Origin of the sequence: Bacillus sp. YBWC18 (assembly GCF_002998775.1) — a bacterium.
GTDB lineage: Bacteria > Bacillota > Bacilli > Bacillales > Bacillaceae > Bacillus.
Window position 1 is genome coordinate 159,744 of sequence record NZ_PVRI01000002.1, and the last position, 17,880, is coordinate 177,623.

Sequence of the window (17,880 nt, forward strand, 5' to 3'; positions counted from 1 at the left end):
TGTGAAAACCCCTTTGAGACTATGCAAACAATTCTAATTCTACTTTAATTTTACAAAAAGTAAACGAATTATGATACAAAACTTTGGTCAAGTTCACAGATTAGACAAAAATGATACAAGATGAGAAATGAAGCCTTCAGCACATTTTGATGTATTTTTTATACATCTTTTCTCTAAGAACGTTGCAAATTCATTTGTTATTCAGTAAAATATAATCAGATTGAAAAAAGCGTTTTCATTTTTGATGAGAAAGAACGGATCTCTTTCAAGATCCGTCCAGTTTCTACTCTAAGAAGTCTTTTAATCGTTTACTTCTGCTTGGGTGTCTTAATTTACGCAGAGCTTTCGCTTCAATTTGGCGGATACGCTCTCTTGTGACGCCGAACACCTTTCCAACCTCTTCTAACGTACGTGTTCTTCCGTCATCTAGTCCGAAGCGTAGTCTCAGTACATTTTCTTCACGGTCCGTTAGCGTGTCTAATACATCTTCAAGCTGCTCTTTTAATAATTCGTATGCAGCATGGTCAGATGGAGATGTCGCCTCTTGGTCTTCAATAAAATCACCAAGATGCGAGTCATCTTCTTCACCAATAGGTGTTTCTAAAGATACAGGCTCTTGCGCAATTTTAAGAATTTCTCTTACCTTTTCTGGAGTTAAATCCATGTCTTCAGCAATTTCCTCTGGCGTTGGTTCTCTGCCTAGGTCTTGCAGAAGCTGTCTTTGAACACGGATCAATTTATTAATGGTTTCCACCATATGAACCGGGATCCTGATTGTTCTGGCCTGATCGGCAATCGCACGCGTGATCGCCTGTCTAATCCACCAGGTTGCATATGTTGAGAATTTGTATCCTTTGCGGTAATCAAACTTCTCAACTGCCTTCATAAGACCCATGTTTCCTTCTTGAATCAAGTCAAGGAACAGCATACCACGACCGACGTAGCGTTTCGCGATGCTGACAACGAGACGAAGGTTTGCTTCCGCTAATCTTCTTTTTGATTCCTCATCGCCTTCTTCGATCTTTTGAGCATACGTAATTTCTTCTTTAGCAGATAACAAATTGACGCGTCCGATTTCTTTTAAGTACATACGAACAGGATCATTAATTTTGACACCTGGTGGTACGCTTAAATCATTCAGGTCAAATTCCTCTTCTGCTTTAGCCAGCTGCTGAACATTTGGGTCTTCTGTCTCTTCGTTTTCACTGATGAGCTCTACACCCTGTTCGCCTAAGTATTCATAGTATTCATCCATTTGGTCTGATTCAATTTCAAAGCTAGACATACGCTCTGCAATTTCTTCGTATGTTAAAACGCCCCGTTTTTTACCCGTTTCAGTGAGCTTATCTCTCACCTGTTCAAAGGTTAATTCAGTTTCGGTTTCGTGGGCTTGTTTATCAGCCATTATGGATCCCTCCTTCCAAAGCTTGCAACGAATTCTAAAGTAACTTGCGATTTGCTTTCGCTCTGCTTTTCTCTCTTTATCAAACAGATGAGCAAATAGGAATAAAATAAATAATGATGAAGGCAAGATGCTTGCGGTCTTATGCTCCTCCCGTAAAGGATTCATTGCCAGCCGTAAGTCTTGTCATAAATATTAGACGTATTACTTCAGCGAACGGTTCAACTGAATAATTTCTTTTGCAAGTGTTGCCGCTTTGAAGAAATCTTTTTGCCTCTCCGCTTCTGCACGTTCTAGTTCTTTTTCCTTTATCATTGACAAATTCCGATGATTCAACACTTTTTTTACATAATCACTTAATTCAGCTTCACTTAGTTCGTCTCCAACTTGAATCATGAATATATCCGTTAGAAGCTGATTGATAATATCATCTTCTATACGGTTCATCAGATGCTGCGGCGTTGGTTCTTTGCCTTCTTCATACAAAGCATAAATGTACGTGGCCAGCGCCCTGTGAGAATCTATATTAAATTCAATCCCTACTCTGTCAAGTACTTTTCGGATCACGTCATCACTTTTTAACATATGAGCAAGCAGCATTCGCTCTGCATTTTCATATGCTGGCCGCAGACGCTTTCTTCTTACCTGTGTTGACAGATGTGCACGCCGTTTTTCAAGCCCGCTTTCTTCCTGTGTGCTTTTGGCTTCTTGCCGCTGCTGTTTTTCAAACAGCTCCAGTTGTTCTTTTAATGAATCAAGTGAGATCGAGAACTCTCCAGCAAGCTGTTTCATGTAAATCTCTTGTTCCAAGGAACCGTTTAACCGGCTAATTTCTCGGAGTACCTGCTTCATATAAGTAAGCCGGTCTCCTTCGTCAGATAAATTCTTTCCCCTACGGAAAAAGTTCATCTTAAAAGTCATTAATGTCACACTTGCATCTATGATGTCATTCCTAAATTTCTCGCCGCCATATTTACGAATGTAATCATCTGGATCAAGTCCATCTGGTATCATGGCAACGCGAACTTTACATCCTCTTTTTCCAAGCAAATCTGATGCTTTCATGGTGGCTTCATAACCGGCCGTGTCAGAGTCATAGCAAAGAATGATCTCTTCTACGTTACGTCTGAGAAGTTTTACGTGCTCTTCTGTTAGAGACGTACCCATTGTTGCAACACTTTCGCCGACACCTGATGTGACAGCTGAAATGACGTCAGCAAATCCTTCGAAAAGAACCGCCCGTTCGCGTTTTCGTATATGCATACGCGCGTCATGAAAGTGATAAAGCAGCTTACTTTTATGAAAAAGTGGCGTTTCAGGACTATTCATATACTTAGGCTGCTGATCACCAAGCGATCTTCCCGAAAAAGCGACGACTGTCCCATGATGATCATGAATGGGAAACATCACACGATCCCTAAAGCGGTCAAAAAAGCCTGTTCCGTTTTCACGTTGAATCAAAAGACCAGCCTTCTCCATCATCACAGGATCAAACCCTCGTTTTACTAAAAACTTGGTCACGAAATCCCAAGAGTCAAGAGCATATCCGATCTCAAACTTGGCAATTGTTTCATCCGTAAAGCCTCTCGCCCGTAAATAATCGAGTGCGTTTTGACCTTCCTTTGTATTTACCAGCAAATGGTGGTAAAATTTCTTAAGAAGCTCATGCGCTTCAATCATTTTATGATCTGCAGTGTCCTCTTGCTGTGAGGAGCTGACCTGAGCATTTGCTACATGATCAGGCAAATCAATATGGTACTTATCAGCAACATGTGAAACGGCTTCAATAAATGAGTAGCCTTCCATTTGTCTGAGGAACGAAAATACATTACCTCCTGCACCACAGCCAAAACAATGGAAGATTTGCTTATCTGCTGAAACAGAGAATGAAGGAGTATTTTCACCATGGAATGGACAAAGACCGAAGTAATTTCGACCTTGCTTTCTAAGCTGTACGTATTCTCCAATCACTTCGACAATGTCTGCGTTTTTTTGGATTTGCTCCAAAAGTTCATCTGGTATACGTTTGCTCATCCTATAACACTCCGTCGTACATTATTCGCCTTTTAATTCAAAAATCCTTCATGATTCGACAGGATTTTTTGTAGCTGCGCAATAAATCGCTTTTTATCCTCTTCTAAAAGCTTTTTGGGACCTTTTCCATATACACCTTTTCTTCGCTGTTTACTGGAAACATGTCTGCGTTCCAAATCAAAATCAATTGTTTCGTTTGTGTACATCCGTCCTCTTTCAGACAGTACAATGACCTGTCTTGGAAGCAGTAAGGAGGCAAGACCAATGTCTTGGGTGACGACAATATCATGCGCGGCAGCTGAGTTCGCAATGACTAAATCCGCTGCTTCCTTATGTGTATCTACAAACCGCCAATCTTCAAGTGGAGATCTTTTGGTTTGAAAATGCTCATATGAAGCAATGAACATCACAGGTACTTGAAATTGAGATGCGACAGAAAGGATTTCGTCTTTTACAGGACAAGCATCTGCATCGACATAAATCGTCCTCTCTTGTTTATGTTCATTCAGGTGACTAATTCTCCATCCCTCCACCTTATTCCTGCTTTAGAGAAGCAAAAAGACCATACTTTCCCCCCATATAGCAAACAACAGTAAAACTCATTTTGTCGAAAAGTTATGTTCAGAATCACTTGACTTCTGCCAATATTAGTTTATTCGTTCTTGACTTAACTTAAACCTAAAATCAATCATTTTATCACAATTTTTTATTATAATACAAATGCAGCAAATATGCCATTGTTTTTGTTTACCCGTTTCCCACCATAGGAAAAACCCAGGAGGAGCATCCTGAGTTTATTCGGAACCTCTTTTGGTCAGCATTTGATGAATGACATTTGCCGTTTCCTCAACTGCTTTATTCGATACATCAACGACTTGACAGTTAATGCGGTCCACCACTTTTTCAAAATACTCTAGTTCTTCTTTAATCCGCTCAATGTTCGCATAAATTGCGCGATCATTTAAACCTAGAGATTTCAAACGCTCTTTACGAATATGATTTAGTTTGTCTGGACTGATTTTTAGACCGATGCATTTTTTTGGATCAACTGAAAATAACTCCTCTGGCGGATCTACTTCAGGAACAATTGGAACGTTCGCTACCTTCAGCCGTTTATGCGCCAAGTATTGAGATAATGGTGTCTTAGATGTGCGTGATACACCGATGAGCACAATATCAGCCTTTAGAATGCCTCTTGGGTCTCTGCCGTCATCATACTTCACTGCGAACTCAATGGCTTCAACCTTTTTAAAATAGTCCTCATCTAATTGACGTACACGCCCCGGCTCATGTTTCGCTTCATTTCCATAAGCAGTCTCCATTTTATCGATGAGTGGTCCGATGATGTCATAATAAACGACTCCGTTTGCTTCTGCCTCTTCAATTAAGAATTGGCGCATTTCTGGCACAACAAGAGTAAAGCAGACGATTCCGTTATCTGCTTTCGCCAGTGAAATGACTTCTTTAATCGTACCGACATCCTCTACATACGGAATTCTTCTAATATTTGAATGGTCTGATGAGCCGCCATCAAATTGGCTAAGTGCCGCTTTGACCACGAGCTCTGCCGTTTCTCCTACTGAATCTGATACCACAAAAATTACGCGATTACTCATAACATCCCCTCGCAGTCTTCTGTAATTAGATTATTTCATTCTCCGATAAGCTAACAAGTATTTTCGTCATGTTTGTTTTCGTAATTCTGCCGACCACTTCAAAGCCTTTATCCGTATCTTTTATAACAGGAAGTGCATCTATCTGCTTTTCAATCAAGTGCTTCGCCACATCCATAATAAAATCTTCCTTGCGGCAAACGGTGATGTTCGGCATTCTTGTCATAATAATATGGACAGGGATAGATGGGAGCTCCTGTTTTCCAATACTTGCGCGAAGGAGGTCTTTCCTTGACAACACGCCTGTTAAAATAGAGTGATCATCCACAACGAATAATGTGCCCACATCCTCTAAAAACATCGTACAAATCGCATCATAAACTGAAACATTCTCATGTATCACCACTGGAATGGATTGAAAATCTTTTACTTGAAGTTTTTTCAGCTTATCTGCTAGAAGCTGCGTGCCTGTTTTTCCTGTGAAAAAGTAGCCGACCCTTGGTCTTGCTTCTAAAAAGCCTGACATCGTTAATATGGCTAAATCCGGTCTGAGGGTCGCCCTAGTTAAGTTCAGCCGATCGGCGATATGCTCTCCAGTGATCGGACCATTCTCTTTGACAATCTGTAAAATCTGCTCTTGCCGTTTATTTAACTCGATTGTACTCACCACCTTTAAATAGAGAGAGCGAATCTTTACTTTATGTATATCATTTTCATAACTCATCATATTATAGCGCATCTTTGTCCGAATGAAACAAAAATCCACTCAAAAACCGTGAATTATATGAGTAAAAAACGATTGCCCTTCGAAAAAGGCAACCGTTCTTAGGTATTTATTTTACAATTAAATTGTTCATATTCGCAAATGATTGAATGACTTTGGCTAGTTTGACCATTTGCGCCAAACGATTTCGCTTCAGCTTTTCATCATCCGCATGTACCATTGTGTGATCGAAATAATGAACAATCGGTGTTTTTAACGTATCTAGCGCCTCAAGTGCTGCGCTGTATTGCCCTGCTGCTACATGTTCCTTGACAGCTGTCTCTACTTGTTGATACGCCTCATATAGCTTTTGCTCATGCTCATTTTCAAACAGCTCAGGCTGAATCTCTGCATCTTCCCCTTTTTTACTGATTGAAATGACGCGTCCTAATGCTTCTGCCGTTTCTTTGAAGCTTTCTTGTTTCACGCTCTCTTCAAGAACAGCTGCTTTTTTCACGACTGCATAAGGTTCAATATTTTCAACATCCAGCACTGCATCTACAACATCATGACGGATATGCTCTGCTTGGAGGACATATTTTAAACGGTGTGTCAAAAATTCAATCAGAGCAGCTTCATGTTCTGCTTCTACTTGAGCAAGTGCCAAAAGCTCTTTAAATGAAATATTCCAATGACGATCGAGCAGGATTTGAACGATACCGCTCGCTTGTCTTCTCAGTCCATAAGGGTCTTGAGAGCCTGTTGGAATGACATCAATTGAGAAGAAGGAACAAATAGAATCCAGCTTATCTGCTACTGCCACAATCGCACCAATCAAAGTGGAGGGCGCCTCATCACCGGCAAAGCGCGGCATATAGTGCTCGTTGATGCTCTTTGCCACTTCTTCATGTTCGCCAAGTGCTTTTGCATATTTCTCGCCCATGATTCCTTGTAATTCTGGGAATTCATAGACCATTTGAGTCACAAGGTCAAATTTCGAAATACTTGCGGCTCTTGCCACACGCTCTGTCGTTTCGTCATCTGCACCGACATGTGCTGCTAAACGCGTCGCAATGTCAGTCACTCTCTTTAGCTTATCGCCAATTGTGCCAAGTTTCTCATGGAATACGACCTTATCAAGCTTCTTAATATTGTCTTCAATGACTAGTTTTTCGTCTTCTTTATAGAAGAAGGCAGCATCTGATAAACGTGCACGAAGTACTTTTTCGTTCCCTCTTGCGACATTTTCAAGCGCTTCACTGTTTCCATTTCTCACCGTAATAAAGTGCGGCAATAATTCCCCTTGCTCATTTTTCACAGGGAAATAACGCTGATGCTCTTTCATTGTCGTTACCAATACTTCTTCCGGCAATGCAAGGAATTCTTCTTCAAAGGAACCCGATAGCACCGTTGGGTATTCTACAAGATTGTTGACCTCTTCTAGAAGCTCAGGATCAACAGGAATCACCCATCCTTTTTCTGAAGCTAGAGCATTTAGCTGCTCGGTAATGGCTTGTTTTCTTTTATCTGAATCTGCAATGACAAATTGATCGCGCAATGTTTGCTCATAAGAAGCAGGCGAGTCGATGATGGCTGCCTTACCAAGGAAACGGTGTCCTCTTGTCTCACGGCCGCTTTTCACCCCAGCAATGTCAACAGGTACAATCTCCTCTCCAAATAAACAAACAATCCATTTAATCGGACGGATGTAGCGTAAATCTTTGCTTCCCCATCTCATGTTCTTTGGAAAACTTAATGAAGTGGCGATCTCACCTAATGCTGGCAGAAGGTCTTTAACTTGCTTTCCTTCTTCAAACTTCTGCACATGGACATAATCCACTCCTTTGATCTCTTTAAAATAGAGATCATCTGTTGAAGCACCTTGTCCGCGGGCAAAACCTTCCGCTGCTTTTGTCCAGTTGCCTTCCGCATCTTGCGCAATCTTTTTAGCCGGACCTTTTGCTTCTTCTTTGATGTCTTCTTGTTTTTCTGCGACACCTGTCATAAGTACAGCAAGACGTCTTGGTGAGTTAAATAGAGTAACATCTTCAAATGAAATGTTTTGCGTTTCAAACCACGTTTTTACTTTTTCGCCTAGCTGCTTTGTGCTTTCTGACATGAAGCGAGCCGGCATCTCTTCTAAGCCGATTTCGAGTAATACATCTTGTTTATTCATGAGAAGCCGCCTCCTCTTTTAGCATAGGGAATCCCAATTTTTCTCGTTCTTCATAATAGGTTTTGGCTACTTTTCTTGCTAACTGGCGCACTCTTCCGATATATCCAGTTCGCTCAGTAACAGAAATTGCGCCCTTTGCATCGAGCAGGTTAAACGTATGAGAGCATTTGAGCACATAATCGTATGCTGGGTGAACAAGCCCTTTGTCCATTTGGCTATGCGCTTCCTTCTCATAGGTCGTAAATAACTCAAACAGCATGTCAGTATTAGATGTTTCAAATGTATAAACAGAGTGCTCATATTCAGCCATTAAGAATAAATCTCTGACCGTAAATCCCTCTGTCCATTCAAGATCGAAGACATTTTCTTTGTCCTGGATGTAGGAAGCAAGACGTTCAATACCGTATGTGATTTCAACGGAAACAGGCTTACATTCTAAGCCGCCGACTTGCTGGAAATACGTGAATTGTGTAATTTCCATCCCATCAAGCCATACTTCCCAGCCAAGTCCTGCACAGCCTAGAGATGGGTTTTCCCAGTTGTCTTCCACAAAACGAATATCATGTTTCAGCGGGTCAATACCAAGTGCTTTCAATGATTCAAGATACAGTTCTTGAATATTGTCAGGTGACGGCTTAATGATCACTTGAAATTGATGATGCTGATACAATCTATTTGGGTTTTCTCCATATCTGCCATCAGCCGGGCGTCTTGAAGGCTCTACATATGCTACCTTCCACGGCTCTGGGCCAATGCTTCGCAGGAACGTGTATGGACTCATCGTTCCGGCACCTTTTTCTGTGTCATACGCCTGCATTAATACGCAGCCTTCATTTGACCAATGCTTTTGCAGCGTCAAAATCATGTCTTGAATATTCAATGATCGCACCTCCATCTTTTCTACACCATCCGCTATGATATGGCGGGTGGGGATGAGAACCCCGCAAAAGAACACAAAAACTCCCGTCTCTATGCTCGCAAGGCTCCTTGCAAACATAGGGACGAGAGTTTTTCCCGCGGTTCCACCCTATTTGCTGGTGTCGTAGCATCCAGCCGCTTTGTTTTACGTTGCTCAAGAATGCCTTTCGTTACGCCTCCATCCTTAGCTCACACCGCCCTAAGGTCGCTTTTAATGAATTCTGCGTAAGTACTTCTTTCTGTCAATGCAACATATTTTATCTTAGATGATCTTACAAAAAGTCATGGGAGATGTCAACTTTTGTTTTCCCCGCCCATTAGCTTTTTCATGGATTCCATCTGATTCATGAATTTTTTTGATTTCAAATAAAGGCCTGAATACTCTTCATAGTAGTGATCGAGCACTTGACGAATTTCTTGTTTCGTCTGCGGTTTCACATCAACCTGACCGAGCCTTGATAAATCAAAATAATGAAATAAACGGAGCAGCCTTGCAGCTGCTGGGGATAAGGGCAGTTTATACGGATCTTTAGAAAAGCAATTTTGGCAAATGAAGCCGTTATCTCTAATAGAGAAATGAAACTGCCCTTCTTTTTGACCACAATGGACACATTGATCAAGTTCAGGCTTCATTCCCATTACTGATAACATTTTGACCTCTACGATAAATAAGATAATATCAGCATCTGTGCCTTCATTCAGATGACGCAGAGATTGAAGCAGGAGCTCAAACAAATAAGGGTTTGGCTTTTTTTCTTCTGTGCCTTTATCGAGTAACTCTGTCATATATGCGGCATATGCGGTCAAAAATAAATCCTCCCGAATGGTTCGCATACTTTCAATCATTTCGCCTTGCTGGAGCGTTCCAAGTCCTGTTGATGATTGGATCAGAAAGGTTCCGTATAAAAACGGCTGGCTTATGGCTGACAGGCGGCTGTTTGATTTTTTTGCACCTCTTGCCATCACGCCAATTTTCCCATGTTCTCTAGTGAGCAGCGTGACAATTTTGTTTGTTTCGCCATAATCTGTTGTTCTAAGGACGATTCCTTCACTTTTAATGAGCATTTGTCTACACTCCGAGCATTGGAGGGGGTCAAGAATTATAAGATTGGAAAATCAAATCGTGCTATCTCTTCTTCAAGTACATCGGGTCTTTCCAGGTTCTCCTTTTCTAACTCTTTGAAAAGCAGATACGTGTCAACGCTTCCTGTTTGTGAAAATACGTTCCATGTAAAATTCAACATAAAAACCCCACCTTTCTTTATTAGAAGCAGCAACGCTACATCCAACATATTAATTTTATCTTGACCAAGCTACCTCCATTTCATGATAAACAATTTTTACTAATCGAACCGCACCATTGTCAGATTTTATGACAACAACAGCGATTTTTTAATATTCGTCTTCTCTAAATCCGAAGTCACGAAGGTGAGTGGATTTATTACGCCAGTCCTTCTGAACCTTTACCCAAAGCTCCAGATACACTTTTGAACCGAGAAGTGCTTCAATATCTCTGCGCGCTTTTTGTCCCACTTCTTTTAATAAGCTGCCTCGTTTACCAATGACGATCCCTTTTTGTGAATCACGTTCTACGACAATGGTCGCCGCAACATGGATCTTGCCATTTTCATCTGGCTTAATGGATTCGATCGCAACTGCAATACTGTGCGGGATCTCTTCTCTCGTTAAATGCAGCACTTTTTCACGAATTAATTCAGAAATAATAAACCGCTCTGGATGATCTGTTACTTGATCTGCCGGATAAAATTGAGGGCCCTTAGGAAGATAACCTTCAATCTGCTGAAGAAGCGTGTCAATGTTGTTTCCTTCAAGAGCTGAAATTGGCACAATTTCCTTAAATGGATAACGTGTGCGGTATTCATCAATTAAAAGGAACAGCTCATCTGGGTGAATTTGGTCGATTTTATTGACGACTAGGAATACCGGTGTAGATGTTTGCTTGAGTCGTTCAATGATGAATTCATCACCCTTGCCATAGCCTTCCTGTGCATTGATCATAAACAAGATCAGGTCGACTTCCTTCAGTGTATTTGTAGCCACTCTCATCATAAAGTCACCAAGCTTATGCTTAGGTTTATGAATCCCTGGTGTATCGATAAAGATCGTTTGTGACGTGTTTGTTGTCAAGACACCTTGCACTTTGTTTCGTGTCGTTTGGGGCTTATCACTCATGATGGCGATCTTTTGTCCAATCACACGATTAAGAAAGGTTGATTTTCCTACATTTGGTCTTCCAATAATTGATACAAATCCTGATTTGAAGCTTTCGTTAGTCATTTAAATCCTCCGGTGAAAATGCGCCTGGCAATAGTTCGTTTACTGTTGTTTCGTATATATGTCCTTTTAAGTTCGTTAGAATCACTGGCATATCAGGTGCACATAGCTCTGAAATGACCTGTCTGCATGCGCCGCACGGCGAAACAGGCCGGTCTGTATCAGCCACTACCGCTAGCATTTGAAACGATGTGATGCCTTCTGAATAGGCTTTAAAAAGTGCTGTTCTTTCCGCACAATTACACATGCCATATGCTGCATTTTCAATGTTGCAGCCGCCATACACTTTTCCATCATTCGACAATAATGCTGCACCGACTTTGAATTTTGAATAGGGTACATATGCAAAATCTCTTGCTTTAACTGCTTCTGAAATCAACTCTTGTTTGTTCATTCCTAGTTCCCACTTTCAGAAGAAATGGACCCACTGTCACATTTATATTTTACATAATTCACGTGACATTTTCACGCCCATTTCTAAAAATGTTAATAAATAGTAATATTGTTCTATTGCATGATCTTCGGTAAGAAGATGATCAACCCAATCATAACCGAAACCGCGGCGTAAACGCAAACAGCGCCTGCTGCAGCGTCCTTCGCTCTCTCTGCAAGAGGGTGCTTCTCTTCTGTCATCAGGTCCACTGTATGTTCAATGGCTGTATTGACAAGTTCAAGCGCAAACATCCCCCCGCATAAAAGCAAAACGATCATCCATTCGAATGGTTCAATGTGAAACCAAAAGCCGCAGATCACCACGATGATGGCTGCGACTGTGTGAAATCGAAAATTCCGTTCATTCAAGAAAGTTCGCCATATTCCTCTAAATGCATAATAAAAACTCCGAAAAAAACGGGCAAGCGGCCTTCTTTTCTTACGAAGATCTTGAAAGGCCATAATCATCCAAGATCTTTGTCTGTTTGGCGAACATTTCTTTTTCATCTTCCTCTGTCATATGATCAAACCCGAGCAAATGAAGGAACCCATGAATGGTGAGAAATCCAAGCTCTCTCATAAAGGAATGTCCATATTCCTCTGCCTGCTCTTTTGTACGGTCCACACTAATGATGATGTCGCCGAGTACAGGCGGAATATCATCAGCACCAATGATTTCAATTTCCCCTTCTCCTTCTTCCTCAAGTGCAAAGGAGATGACATCCGTTGGTGCGTCTTTCCCGCGGTATTCTTTATTGATTTGATGAATCTCTTCATTCGAGACGATCGTCACTGATACCTCCGCTTGATCTTTGACCTCAAGGGCATCTGCAGCGAACTGAAGAAGCTTTTCCACTTCTTCAAGCTGCTCTTTTGATACTTGTCCTGTTTCATCTATTAAATCGATTAACAATGTCATTTACTTCACCTTCTGCTTCGGGGCATCTGGATATTCAATCCGAGAATGAAAAATCCCCTTTAATGTTGTACAAATCGTTTGACCAATAATACTTAATTCTTTAAATGTCAGATCACATTCACTAAATTGCCCATCCTGCATTTTATCTGAAATAATGCCTTTGACGAGCTTTTCGATTCGCTCTGGATTTGGATTATGCATCGATCGTACTGCCGCTTCAACGCTGTCCGCTACAGAAATAATTGCCGCTTCTTTTGATTGCGGTTTTGGACCAGGATAACGGAATTCTTCCTCTGTCACCTGATCATCACGCTCTTTTGCCTTATAGTAAAAGAACTTTAACAGTGACTTCCCGTGATGCTGTTCTGCAATATCGACAAGCTCTTCAGGAAACTTCTTTTCTCTCAGCATATCAGCTCCATCTGTCGTATGGGCAATAATGATATTTTTACTTAGCTGAGGAGAAAGCTTGTCATGCGGATTATCAATGTTCATTTGGTTTTCGATAAAGTATTGCGGTCTTTTCGTTTTCCCAATGTCATGATAATAAGCGCCGACCCTTGCTAAAAGACCGTTTGCGCCAACTGCTTCACATGCAGCATCCGCTAAATTTGCCACCATGACACTATGATGATATGTACCTGGTGTCTCTGTTAAAATCTTTTTGAGCAGCGGATGATTTGGGTTTGATAATTCAATCAGCTTCATTGTTGAAAGGATGCCGAACATACTCTCAAACACAGGCATTAACCCGATGACCAAAATAGATGATGCAAACCCTGACACAAACGCCATCATGAGGTTCACACCGATTTCAAGCCCTGATGGTGAGGAGTTTTGGATCAGCGTAATGGCTAGAACCACAAGGACATTCACCAAAGCGACCCATAGCCCTGCCTGCAATATTTTTGAACGTGCATTATGCTTTCTCAAAAATAAAATGCCCGCCATCCCGTTCACAAGGTAATAAGCACAGATCACATAGTTAAAGACGCCGGTTACTCCTTGATTAAACATCATACTGCCGCAAAGAGCAAATACAAGGCCAGAGAAGATCGCTAGCCGCTCATTGATAAGCAGCTTGATCAGCATCGTGCCAAGTGCCACTGGTACCACATAACCTATAGTCGTATACTTCGTTTCCTGGAAGAGACTGAATACTTCCATGATGACTAAAATAATGGTGAAAATAAGCGAGTAGAGCAGCAACGACTTATTCTTATGAACAAGCGATTTTTTCCTCGTTTCAAGTGAATGAATAATCGCTGCTAAAAACAGACCAATCAATATCATAAGACCGCTTACAGGCTTAATCAAATTGGAGCTGTTTAAGAGGCCTGTCAGTTCTAATTTACGATACACTTCCCGGTCGATAAGTTCTCCTTCTTCGACTAAAATTTGCCCTTGCTTAATCTGAACCGGCTGAATATTATCAGCGGCTTCTTGTCTTTTCTTCTCTGTAGCCACTGGATCAAATACATAGTTTGGAATGATCGCAAATTCACCGATTTCTTTTGCTGCATTTAAGTATTTTGATGGAATTGAATTATTTTCAAGCTCTGTTTTCACTTGTTTTTTCTCATCTTGTAATTTCGCTGCTGTGATTTCTTTACTCATCAGTGAATTCACCACTGTGATGATGGAATCCTTAGTAAAAGAGAGATTTTCGTCACTTGCCTGAAGCAGTGCTTTGATGGATTGGTCTGAAACAGCCTCCTGCATATCTGATGTGAGTTTTTCTTTGACACGCTTGACCATTTCTTTATCTGATGGCGGATTCTCTTTTTCATCAGCTGCTTTCTTCTCTTCTTTAATGGCTTCAAAAAGGGAGGAGATGAGGTCAACACGATTGTCAGAATACGCTTTTTTGAGTGTATATTGATCCTCTACTTGATCTGTTGCTTCTTGCTTCTTTTCTTCTGTCGCTTCTTGATCATCGACGGTTGATGGAGAATAGATGGTCTGTTCGCTCACTGAAAATAAATCTAAGTCGAGCGATTCAGGCTTTACATGGAAGAAGAGCACCACGAATAGAATGGCTGCTAAACCAGCGTATAGCAAAACATTTAAATAACGTGAGCGCTCCATTTTCTGAGGTTCTTTTTTAGACAGCAGTCTTTTGCGCTGACTGTCTTTCTGATTCTTTCTCAAGGAAAGTACCTCCTTTTTTACTTTAAACCACGATCGAAACAAAATGACCCGATGAAGACGATCGGGTCACTAAGTTCATTTTTGCTTTTCGTATGCTCCGATGATCTTCGCCACAAGCGGGTGTCTGACCACATCTGTCTGGTCTAACTCAATAAATGAAATGCCCTTGATCTCTGCAAGCATGTCCTTTGCAGCTGCAAGACCAGACTGCATGCCCTTCGGCAGATCAATCTGTGTAATATCTCCTGTAATGACCATTTTAGAGCCAAACCCAAGTCTCGTCAAAAACATTTTCATTTGGGCAGGCGTTGTATTCTGCGCTTCATCTAAAATAACAAATGCATCATCGAGTGTCCGCCCTCTCATGTAGGCAAGAGGCGCTATTTCAATCACGCCGCGCTCGATTAAACGTTCCGTATGATCACTGCCAAGCACATCATGCAAGGCATCATATAGTGGTCTTAAATAAGGATCTACTTTTTCCTTTAGATCACCTGGTAAAAAGCCAAGACTCTCTCCTGCTTCAACAGCTGGTCTTGTCAGGATAATCCGTTTCACATGTCCATTTTTCAGTGCATGTACCGCGTTGACGACTGCCAAATACGTCTTCCCTGTTCCAGCTGGTCCAATTCCAAAGACCAGGTCATCTTTTTTCATCGCCGCAGCATATTCCCGCTGGCCAATGGTTTTTACCCTGATTGACTTCCCTTTAGCATTTTTCGTAATTTCATCTTCATACATATTTTCAAAATAATTGAGCTTGTCTTTTTGCGCCATTTTAATGGCATAGACGACATCCCGTTCAGAAATCTCAATTCCTTTTCGGATGAGATGTAAGAGAGATGTAATCAGACGGCTCGCTGTTTCTCTTGATGCTTCCTGACCAGAAACATACACTTTTTCTCCGCGCGTAATAATGGAGACATTCAGCTCGTTTTCCATCAGTTTCAGATAAGCATCTTGATTTCCAAATAAAGCAATCGCTTCGTTTGGGCTATCTAATTTTTGTTGAATTTCAAGTAAATGTTCTGTCATTCTCTAGTCTCCCTGAACAATAGGTGTTGGTTGAACAATATCTTCTATTACTTGGTAAAGGATGATTAACTTAACTTTACCATTCCCTGTTGTCTCGTGCAAAACTTTTTCACTTTTCACCTCTCCTGTTTGACCTAGCTTCTCTTCTAATTCTTTTTTACCCATTTTAATCCCTGCTTGAACCGCTTCTTTATTTGTGTATGTCCGATTTATTTTTTCACTTTCGCGTGTTATTTCTTTTTCATAGGAAAATGGGAGCTGGAAGTTTAAGAAATGTAGTGGGTGAACTTCTGTTTCTGTTTTTGGCTGCTTAAAATCATCCTTTTTAAAGGAAATGCCCCAAAATGGCATTGAACCTCCAAATGCGGAGAGCTTGTGCTTTGTCTTCATTTTACCCGTAAAGACATCAAAAGATGTTCGAAGAGGGACAGAAACTTCAGAACGGTACCACGTTTCACCATAAATTTTCGCTCTAGCACCCACCGTTTTTTGCTGGTCTTCGCTGCCGATGAGGCCAGAGACGAGCATCTGCCCTTTCTTCACATGTTCATCAACTGCGGCAAGCGGCTCCCCTTTTTCCACATACATTCTCGTGATGACAGCCTTCTTCTTGGCAACGATGTGCTGAGGACTCGTATATTTCTCTTCTTCCGGCTCATTTTTTTCCACAACTTTCATTTGAAATGTTGTACCGTTTAGTTCAACGCCGACCCATGTAATGCTTTGAATATTAGCGGTCAGTGATTTTTGAATTTTCTCAGGTGTTCCCATTAGAAACTGAAAACGGCCTTTTTGCACTCCAATCTCGTCTAAATGCTTTCTCATCTGATGTTCAGTTTCTGGATTGGCTCCTTTAATATCAATTTTCCACACCATGTTTGAAAGCGCCAATATCGTCGCTAGAAAACACACAATCCCAAGGGTAAACCCAATATTCTTCCTTGACCATAGGAGAAGAAACGGAAATCCCTTCTTTTGATGAAATGAACATGTCACTTCATGATGTCTTTGTACTTTTCTGAAGGCATGTACATCTGATAAGCGAATAAATAAGCGCACGCTGTCTTGACGGCGGCTCACTTGAAACATTGTGATCCCCTGTCTCGTGCACTCATTGATGAGCCGCTCAATGCCGTTTCCCTTGATCTCCACTTCCACTCTGCCAATAAAATAGGCGAACCATTTATTCTTCACACTTCTCCCCTCCGTCAGTTAAGAATCAATATAACGGACCTCATCGATTTTCCCTTCTAATAAGATCTCTTCTGGCAAAATCGTTTTAATCACAAAATCTTTCCCTGAAATAATGCATTGTCCTTGTTTGAGCATCAGCCTTACCTCTTGATCACTGAAAAGCAAAAGCCCTTTATGGTTCTCTATGTAAATGTGGAGTCTGCCAACCATCGTAATACGGGGAAGATCCATCATGACGTCTGGAGGGATTTCAAGTGTTCTTGTCAGCCATGCTTTAAGTCGATTTTTTCTTTTTCCCATTCAATAAGAACCCCTTCCCGCCCCATGTGTATGAGATCAAACTGAAAGATGGTGAGACTGATGAGAAAGCCTCTATATCATCCTATTCCTCAGCGGTTCAGATCATGCTAATGAATCCCGCAAAACAGCCGTTTCATCATTTTTACTGCGAGAAATCTCCATCAGGAAAAACAAAAAAGCCCCTTTATATAAAGGGACTTTCTTCTTTATCTTTTATACGGCCGTTTCATCGTTCTGTGCGGCTTTTTCGCGCGCGGCTCTCCAAATACTTCTCCAAGAAGCATGCCTTGAACAACAGTATTTTGGTTAAGCCTGTCAATGACGTGCGGCTTCATTTCCGCAGCAGAAGCTTTCGGTCTAGTCAGCTGCCTTTCAAGAGATTTGAACTCTTTATTCAGCTCGCTTTTTCTTTCTTCCATTTCAGCTAGTGTAGCGGTATAACGATCCTGTAAGGACTGTGAACCTTGTTTCTTCATCCCGCCATGATCATGTACATCGCCGAAATCGTCCAACTGGTCTGTTTTCACTGGGTTCGGGCTGGTTTGTTCTGCTTTCTTTTGAGGCATAGGCTTATTCTGAGGAGCCGGCTTATGTTGCTGGTTGTTTTGTTCCTTCTCCTCTTGTTTGCCGATTTTCCCAAATACAGCAGAGATGATACCGATGATAATCGCAATTAGTAACGGATTTTCAAATAGAATGTCCATTGGG

At 41.3% G+C, this 17,880-nt stretch carries 18 protein-coding genes; all 18 read right to left on the reverse strand.

The window, feature by feature from the left end; genetic code table 11:
- Positions 1-283 precede the first annotated feature (283 nt).
- A complete protein-coding gene (gene rpoD, locus C6348_RS07100) occupies positions 284-1,405 on the reverse strand; it encodes an RNA polymerase sigma factor RpoD (protein WP_008342392.1) in 1,122 nt (373 codons plus the stop codon).
- Positions 1,406-1,606: 201 nt separating this feature from the next.
- Positions 1,607-3,436, reverse strand: a complete 1,830-nt coding sequence (gene dnaG, locus C6348_RS07105) for a DNA primase (RefSeq protein WP_106042430.1) — start codon at positions 3,434-3,436, stop codon at positions 1,607-1,609.
- Positions 3,437-3,468: 32 nt separating this feature from the next.
- On the reverse strand, positions 3,469-3,969 hold the full coding sequence (locus tag C6348_RS07110; protein ID WP_106042432.1) for a YaiI/YqxD family protein: 501 nt from the start codon (positions 3,967-3,969) through the stop codon (positions 3,469-3,471).
- Positions 3,970-4,230: 261 nt separating this feature from the next.
- Positions 4,231-5,052: a pyruvate, water dikinase regulatory protein gene (locus tag C6348_RS07115; protein ID WP_008342399.1), complete on the reverse strand. Its 822-nt coding sequence runs from the start codon at positions 5,050-5,052 to the stop codon at positions 4,231-4,233.
- Between the two features lie 25 nt (positions 5,053-5,077).
- Entirely contained in the window at positions 5,078-5,716 is a 639-nt protein-coding gene (gene ccpN, locus C6348_RS07120; RefSeq protein ID WP_024423017.1) for a transcriptional regulator CcpN, read from the reverse strand.
- Positions 5,717-5,882: 166 nt separating this feature from the next.
- Positions 5,883-7,928: a glycine--tRNA ligase subunit beta gene (gene glyS, locus C6348_RS07125; RefSeq protein ID WP_106036871.1), complete on the reverse strand. Its 2,046-nt coding sequence runs from the start codon at positions 7,926-7,928 to the stop codon at positions 5,883-5,885.
- Positions 7,921-8,808, reverse strand: coding sequence for a glycine--tRNA ligase subunit alpha (gene glyQ, locus C6348_RS07130; RefSeq protein WP_106039268.1), 888 nt, complete (start codon positions 8,806-8,808; stop codon positions 7,921-7,923). Before glyQ ends, glyS begins: the two co-directional genes overlap by 8 nt.
- 332 nt (positions 8,809-9,140) lie before the next feature.
- Positions 9,141-9,911, reverse strand: a complete 771-nt coding sequence (gene recO / locus C6348_RS07135) for a DNA repair protein RecO (RefSeq protein WP_034661344.1) — start codon at positions 9,909-9,911, stop codon at positions 9,141-9,143.
- A 35-nt stretch (positions 9,912-9,946) separates the two neighbouring features.
- Complete coding sequence (locus C6348_RS07140) at positions 9,947-10,090, reverse strand: YqzL family protein (RefSeq protein ID WP_003217288.1); 144 nt, start codon at positions 10,088-10,090, stop codon at positions 9,947-9,949.
- 148 nt (positions 10,091-10,238) lie between these two features.
- A complete protein-coding gene (era, locus tag C6348_RS07145) occupies positions 10,239-11,144 on the reverse strand; it encodes a GTPase Era (protein WP_106042434.1) in 906 nt (301 codons plus the stop codon).
- Entirely contained in the window at positions 11,137-11,535 is a 399-nt protein-coding gene (locus C6348_RS07150) for a cytidine deaminase (protein ID WP_034661347.1), read from the reverse strand. The genes era and C6348_RS07150 overlap by 8 nt, the downstream gene beginning before the upstream one ends.
- Positions 11,536-11,648: 113 nt before the next feature.
- Entirely contained in the window at positions 11,649-12,035 is a 387-nt protein-coding gene (locus C6348_RS07155) for a diacylglycerol kinase family protein (RefSeq protein ID WP_106042436.1), read from the reverse strand.
- Complete coding sequence (gene ybeY / locus C6348_RS07160) at positions 12,013-12,492, reverse strand: rRNA maturation RNase YbeY (RefSeq protein WP_012010615.1); 480 nt, start codon at positions 12,490-12,492, stop codon at positions 12,013-12,015. Before ybeY ends, C6348_RS07155 begins: the two co-directional genes overlap by 23 nt.
- On the reverse strand, positions 12,493-14,604 hold the full coding sequence (locus C6348_RS07165) for an HD family phosphohydrolase (RefSeq protein ID WP_411266103.1): 2,112 nt from the start codon (positions 14,602-14,604) through the stop codon (positions 12,493-12,495). It abuts the gene before it with no gap.
- Between the two features lie 114 nt (positions 14,605-14,718).
- Positions 14,719-15,678: a PhoH family protein gene (locus tag C6348_RS07170; protein ID WP_060596660.1), complete on the reverse strand. Its 960-nt coding sequence runs from the start codon at positions 15,676-15,678 to the stop codon at positions 14,719-14,721.
- A gap of 3 nt (positions 15,679-15,681) precedes the next feature.
- Positions 15,682-16,872 (reverse strand): sporulation protein YqfD, encoded by a 1,191-nt coding sequence (yqfD, locus tag C6348_RS07175; RefSeq protein ID WP_106042440.1) that lies wholly within the window; start codon positions 16,870-16,872, stop codon positions 15,682-15,684.
- A gap of 18 nt (positions 16,873-16,890) precedes the next feature.
- Positions 16,891-17,172 (reverse strand): sporulation protein YqfC, encoded by a 282-nt coding sequence (yqfC, locus tag C6348_RS07180; RefSeq protein WP_012010618.1) that lies wholly within the window; start codon positions 17,170-17,172, stop codon positions 16,891-16,893.
- Between the two features lie 206 nt (positions 17,173-17,378).
- Positions 17,379-17,876, reverse strand: coding sequence for a hypothetical protein (locus C6348_RS07185; protein ID WP_106042442.1), 498 nt, complete (start codon positions 17,874-17,876; stop codon positions 17,379-17,381).
- Positions 17,877-17,880: the final 4 nt, after the last annotated feature.

Coding starts and splice junctions, on each gene's coding strand:
- dnaG (WP_106042430.1), bottom strand. CDS start 3,436: ATGAGCAAACGTATACCAGATGAACTTTTGGAGCAAATCCAAAAAAAC.
- C6348_RS07155 (WP_106042436.1), bottom strand. CDS start 12,035: ATGGCCTTTCAAGATCTTCGTAAGAAAAGAAGGCCGCTTGCCCGTTTT.
- glyS (WP_106036871.1), bottom strand. CDS start 7,928: ATGAATAAACAAGATGTATTACTCGAAATCGGCTTAGAAGAGATGCCG.
- C6348_RS07150 (WP_034661347.1), bottom strand. CDS start 11,535: ATGAACAAACAAGAGTTGATTTCAGAAGCAGTTAAAGCAAGAGATTTT.
- era (WP_106042434.1), bottom strand. CDS start 11,144: ATGACTAACGAAAGCTTCAAATCAGGATTTGTATCAATTATTGGAAGA.
- C6348_RS07115 (WP_008342399.1), bottom strand. CDS start 5,052: ATGAGTAATCGCGTAATTTTTGTGGTATCAGATTCAGTAGGAGAAACG.
- ybeY (WP_012010615.1), bottom strand. CDS start 12,492: ATGACATTGTTAATCGATTTAATAGATGAAACAGGACAAGTATCAAAA.
- C6348_RS07170 (WP_060596660.1), bottom strand. CDS start 15,678: ATGACAGAACATTTACTTGAAATTCAACAAAAATTAGATAGCCCAAAC.
- C6348_RS07140 (WP_003217288.1), bottom strand. CDS start 10,090: ATGTTGAATTTTACATGGAACGTATTTTCACAAACAGGAAGCGTTGAC.
- yqfC (WP_012010618.1), bottom strand. CDS start 17,172: ATGGGAAAAAGAAAAAATCGACTTAAAGCATGGCTGACAAGAACACTT.
- C6348_RS07185 (WP_106042442.1), bottom strand. CDS start 17,876: ATGGACATTCTATTTGAAAATCCGTTACTAATTGCGATTATCATCGGT.
- rpoD (WP_008342392.1), bottom strand. CDS start 1,405: ATGGCTGATAAACAAGCCCACGAAACCGAAACTGAATTAACCTTTGAA.
- recO (WP_034661344.1), bottom strand. CDS start 9,911: ATGCTCATTAAAAGTGAAGGAATCGTCCTTAGAACAACAGATTATGGC.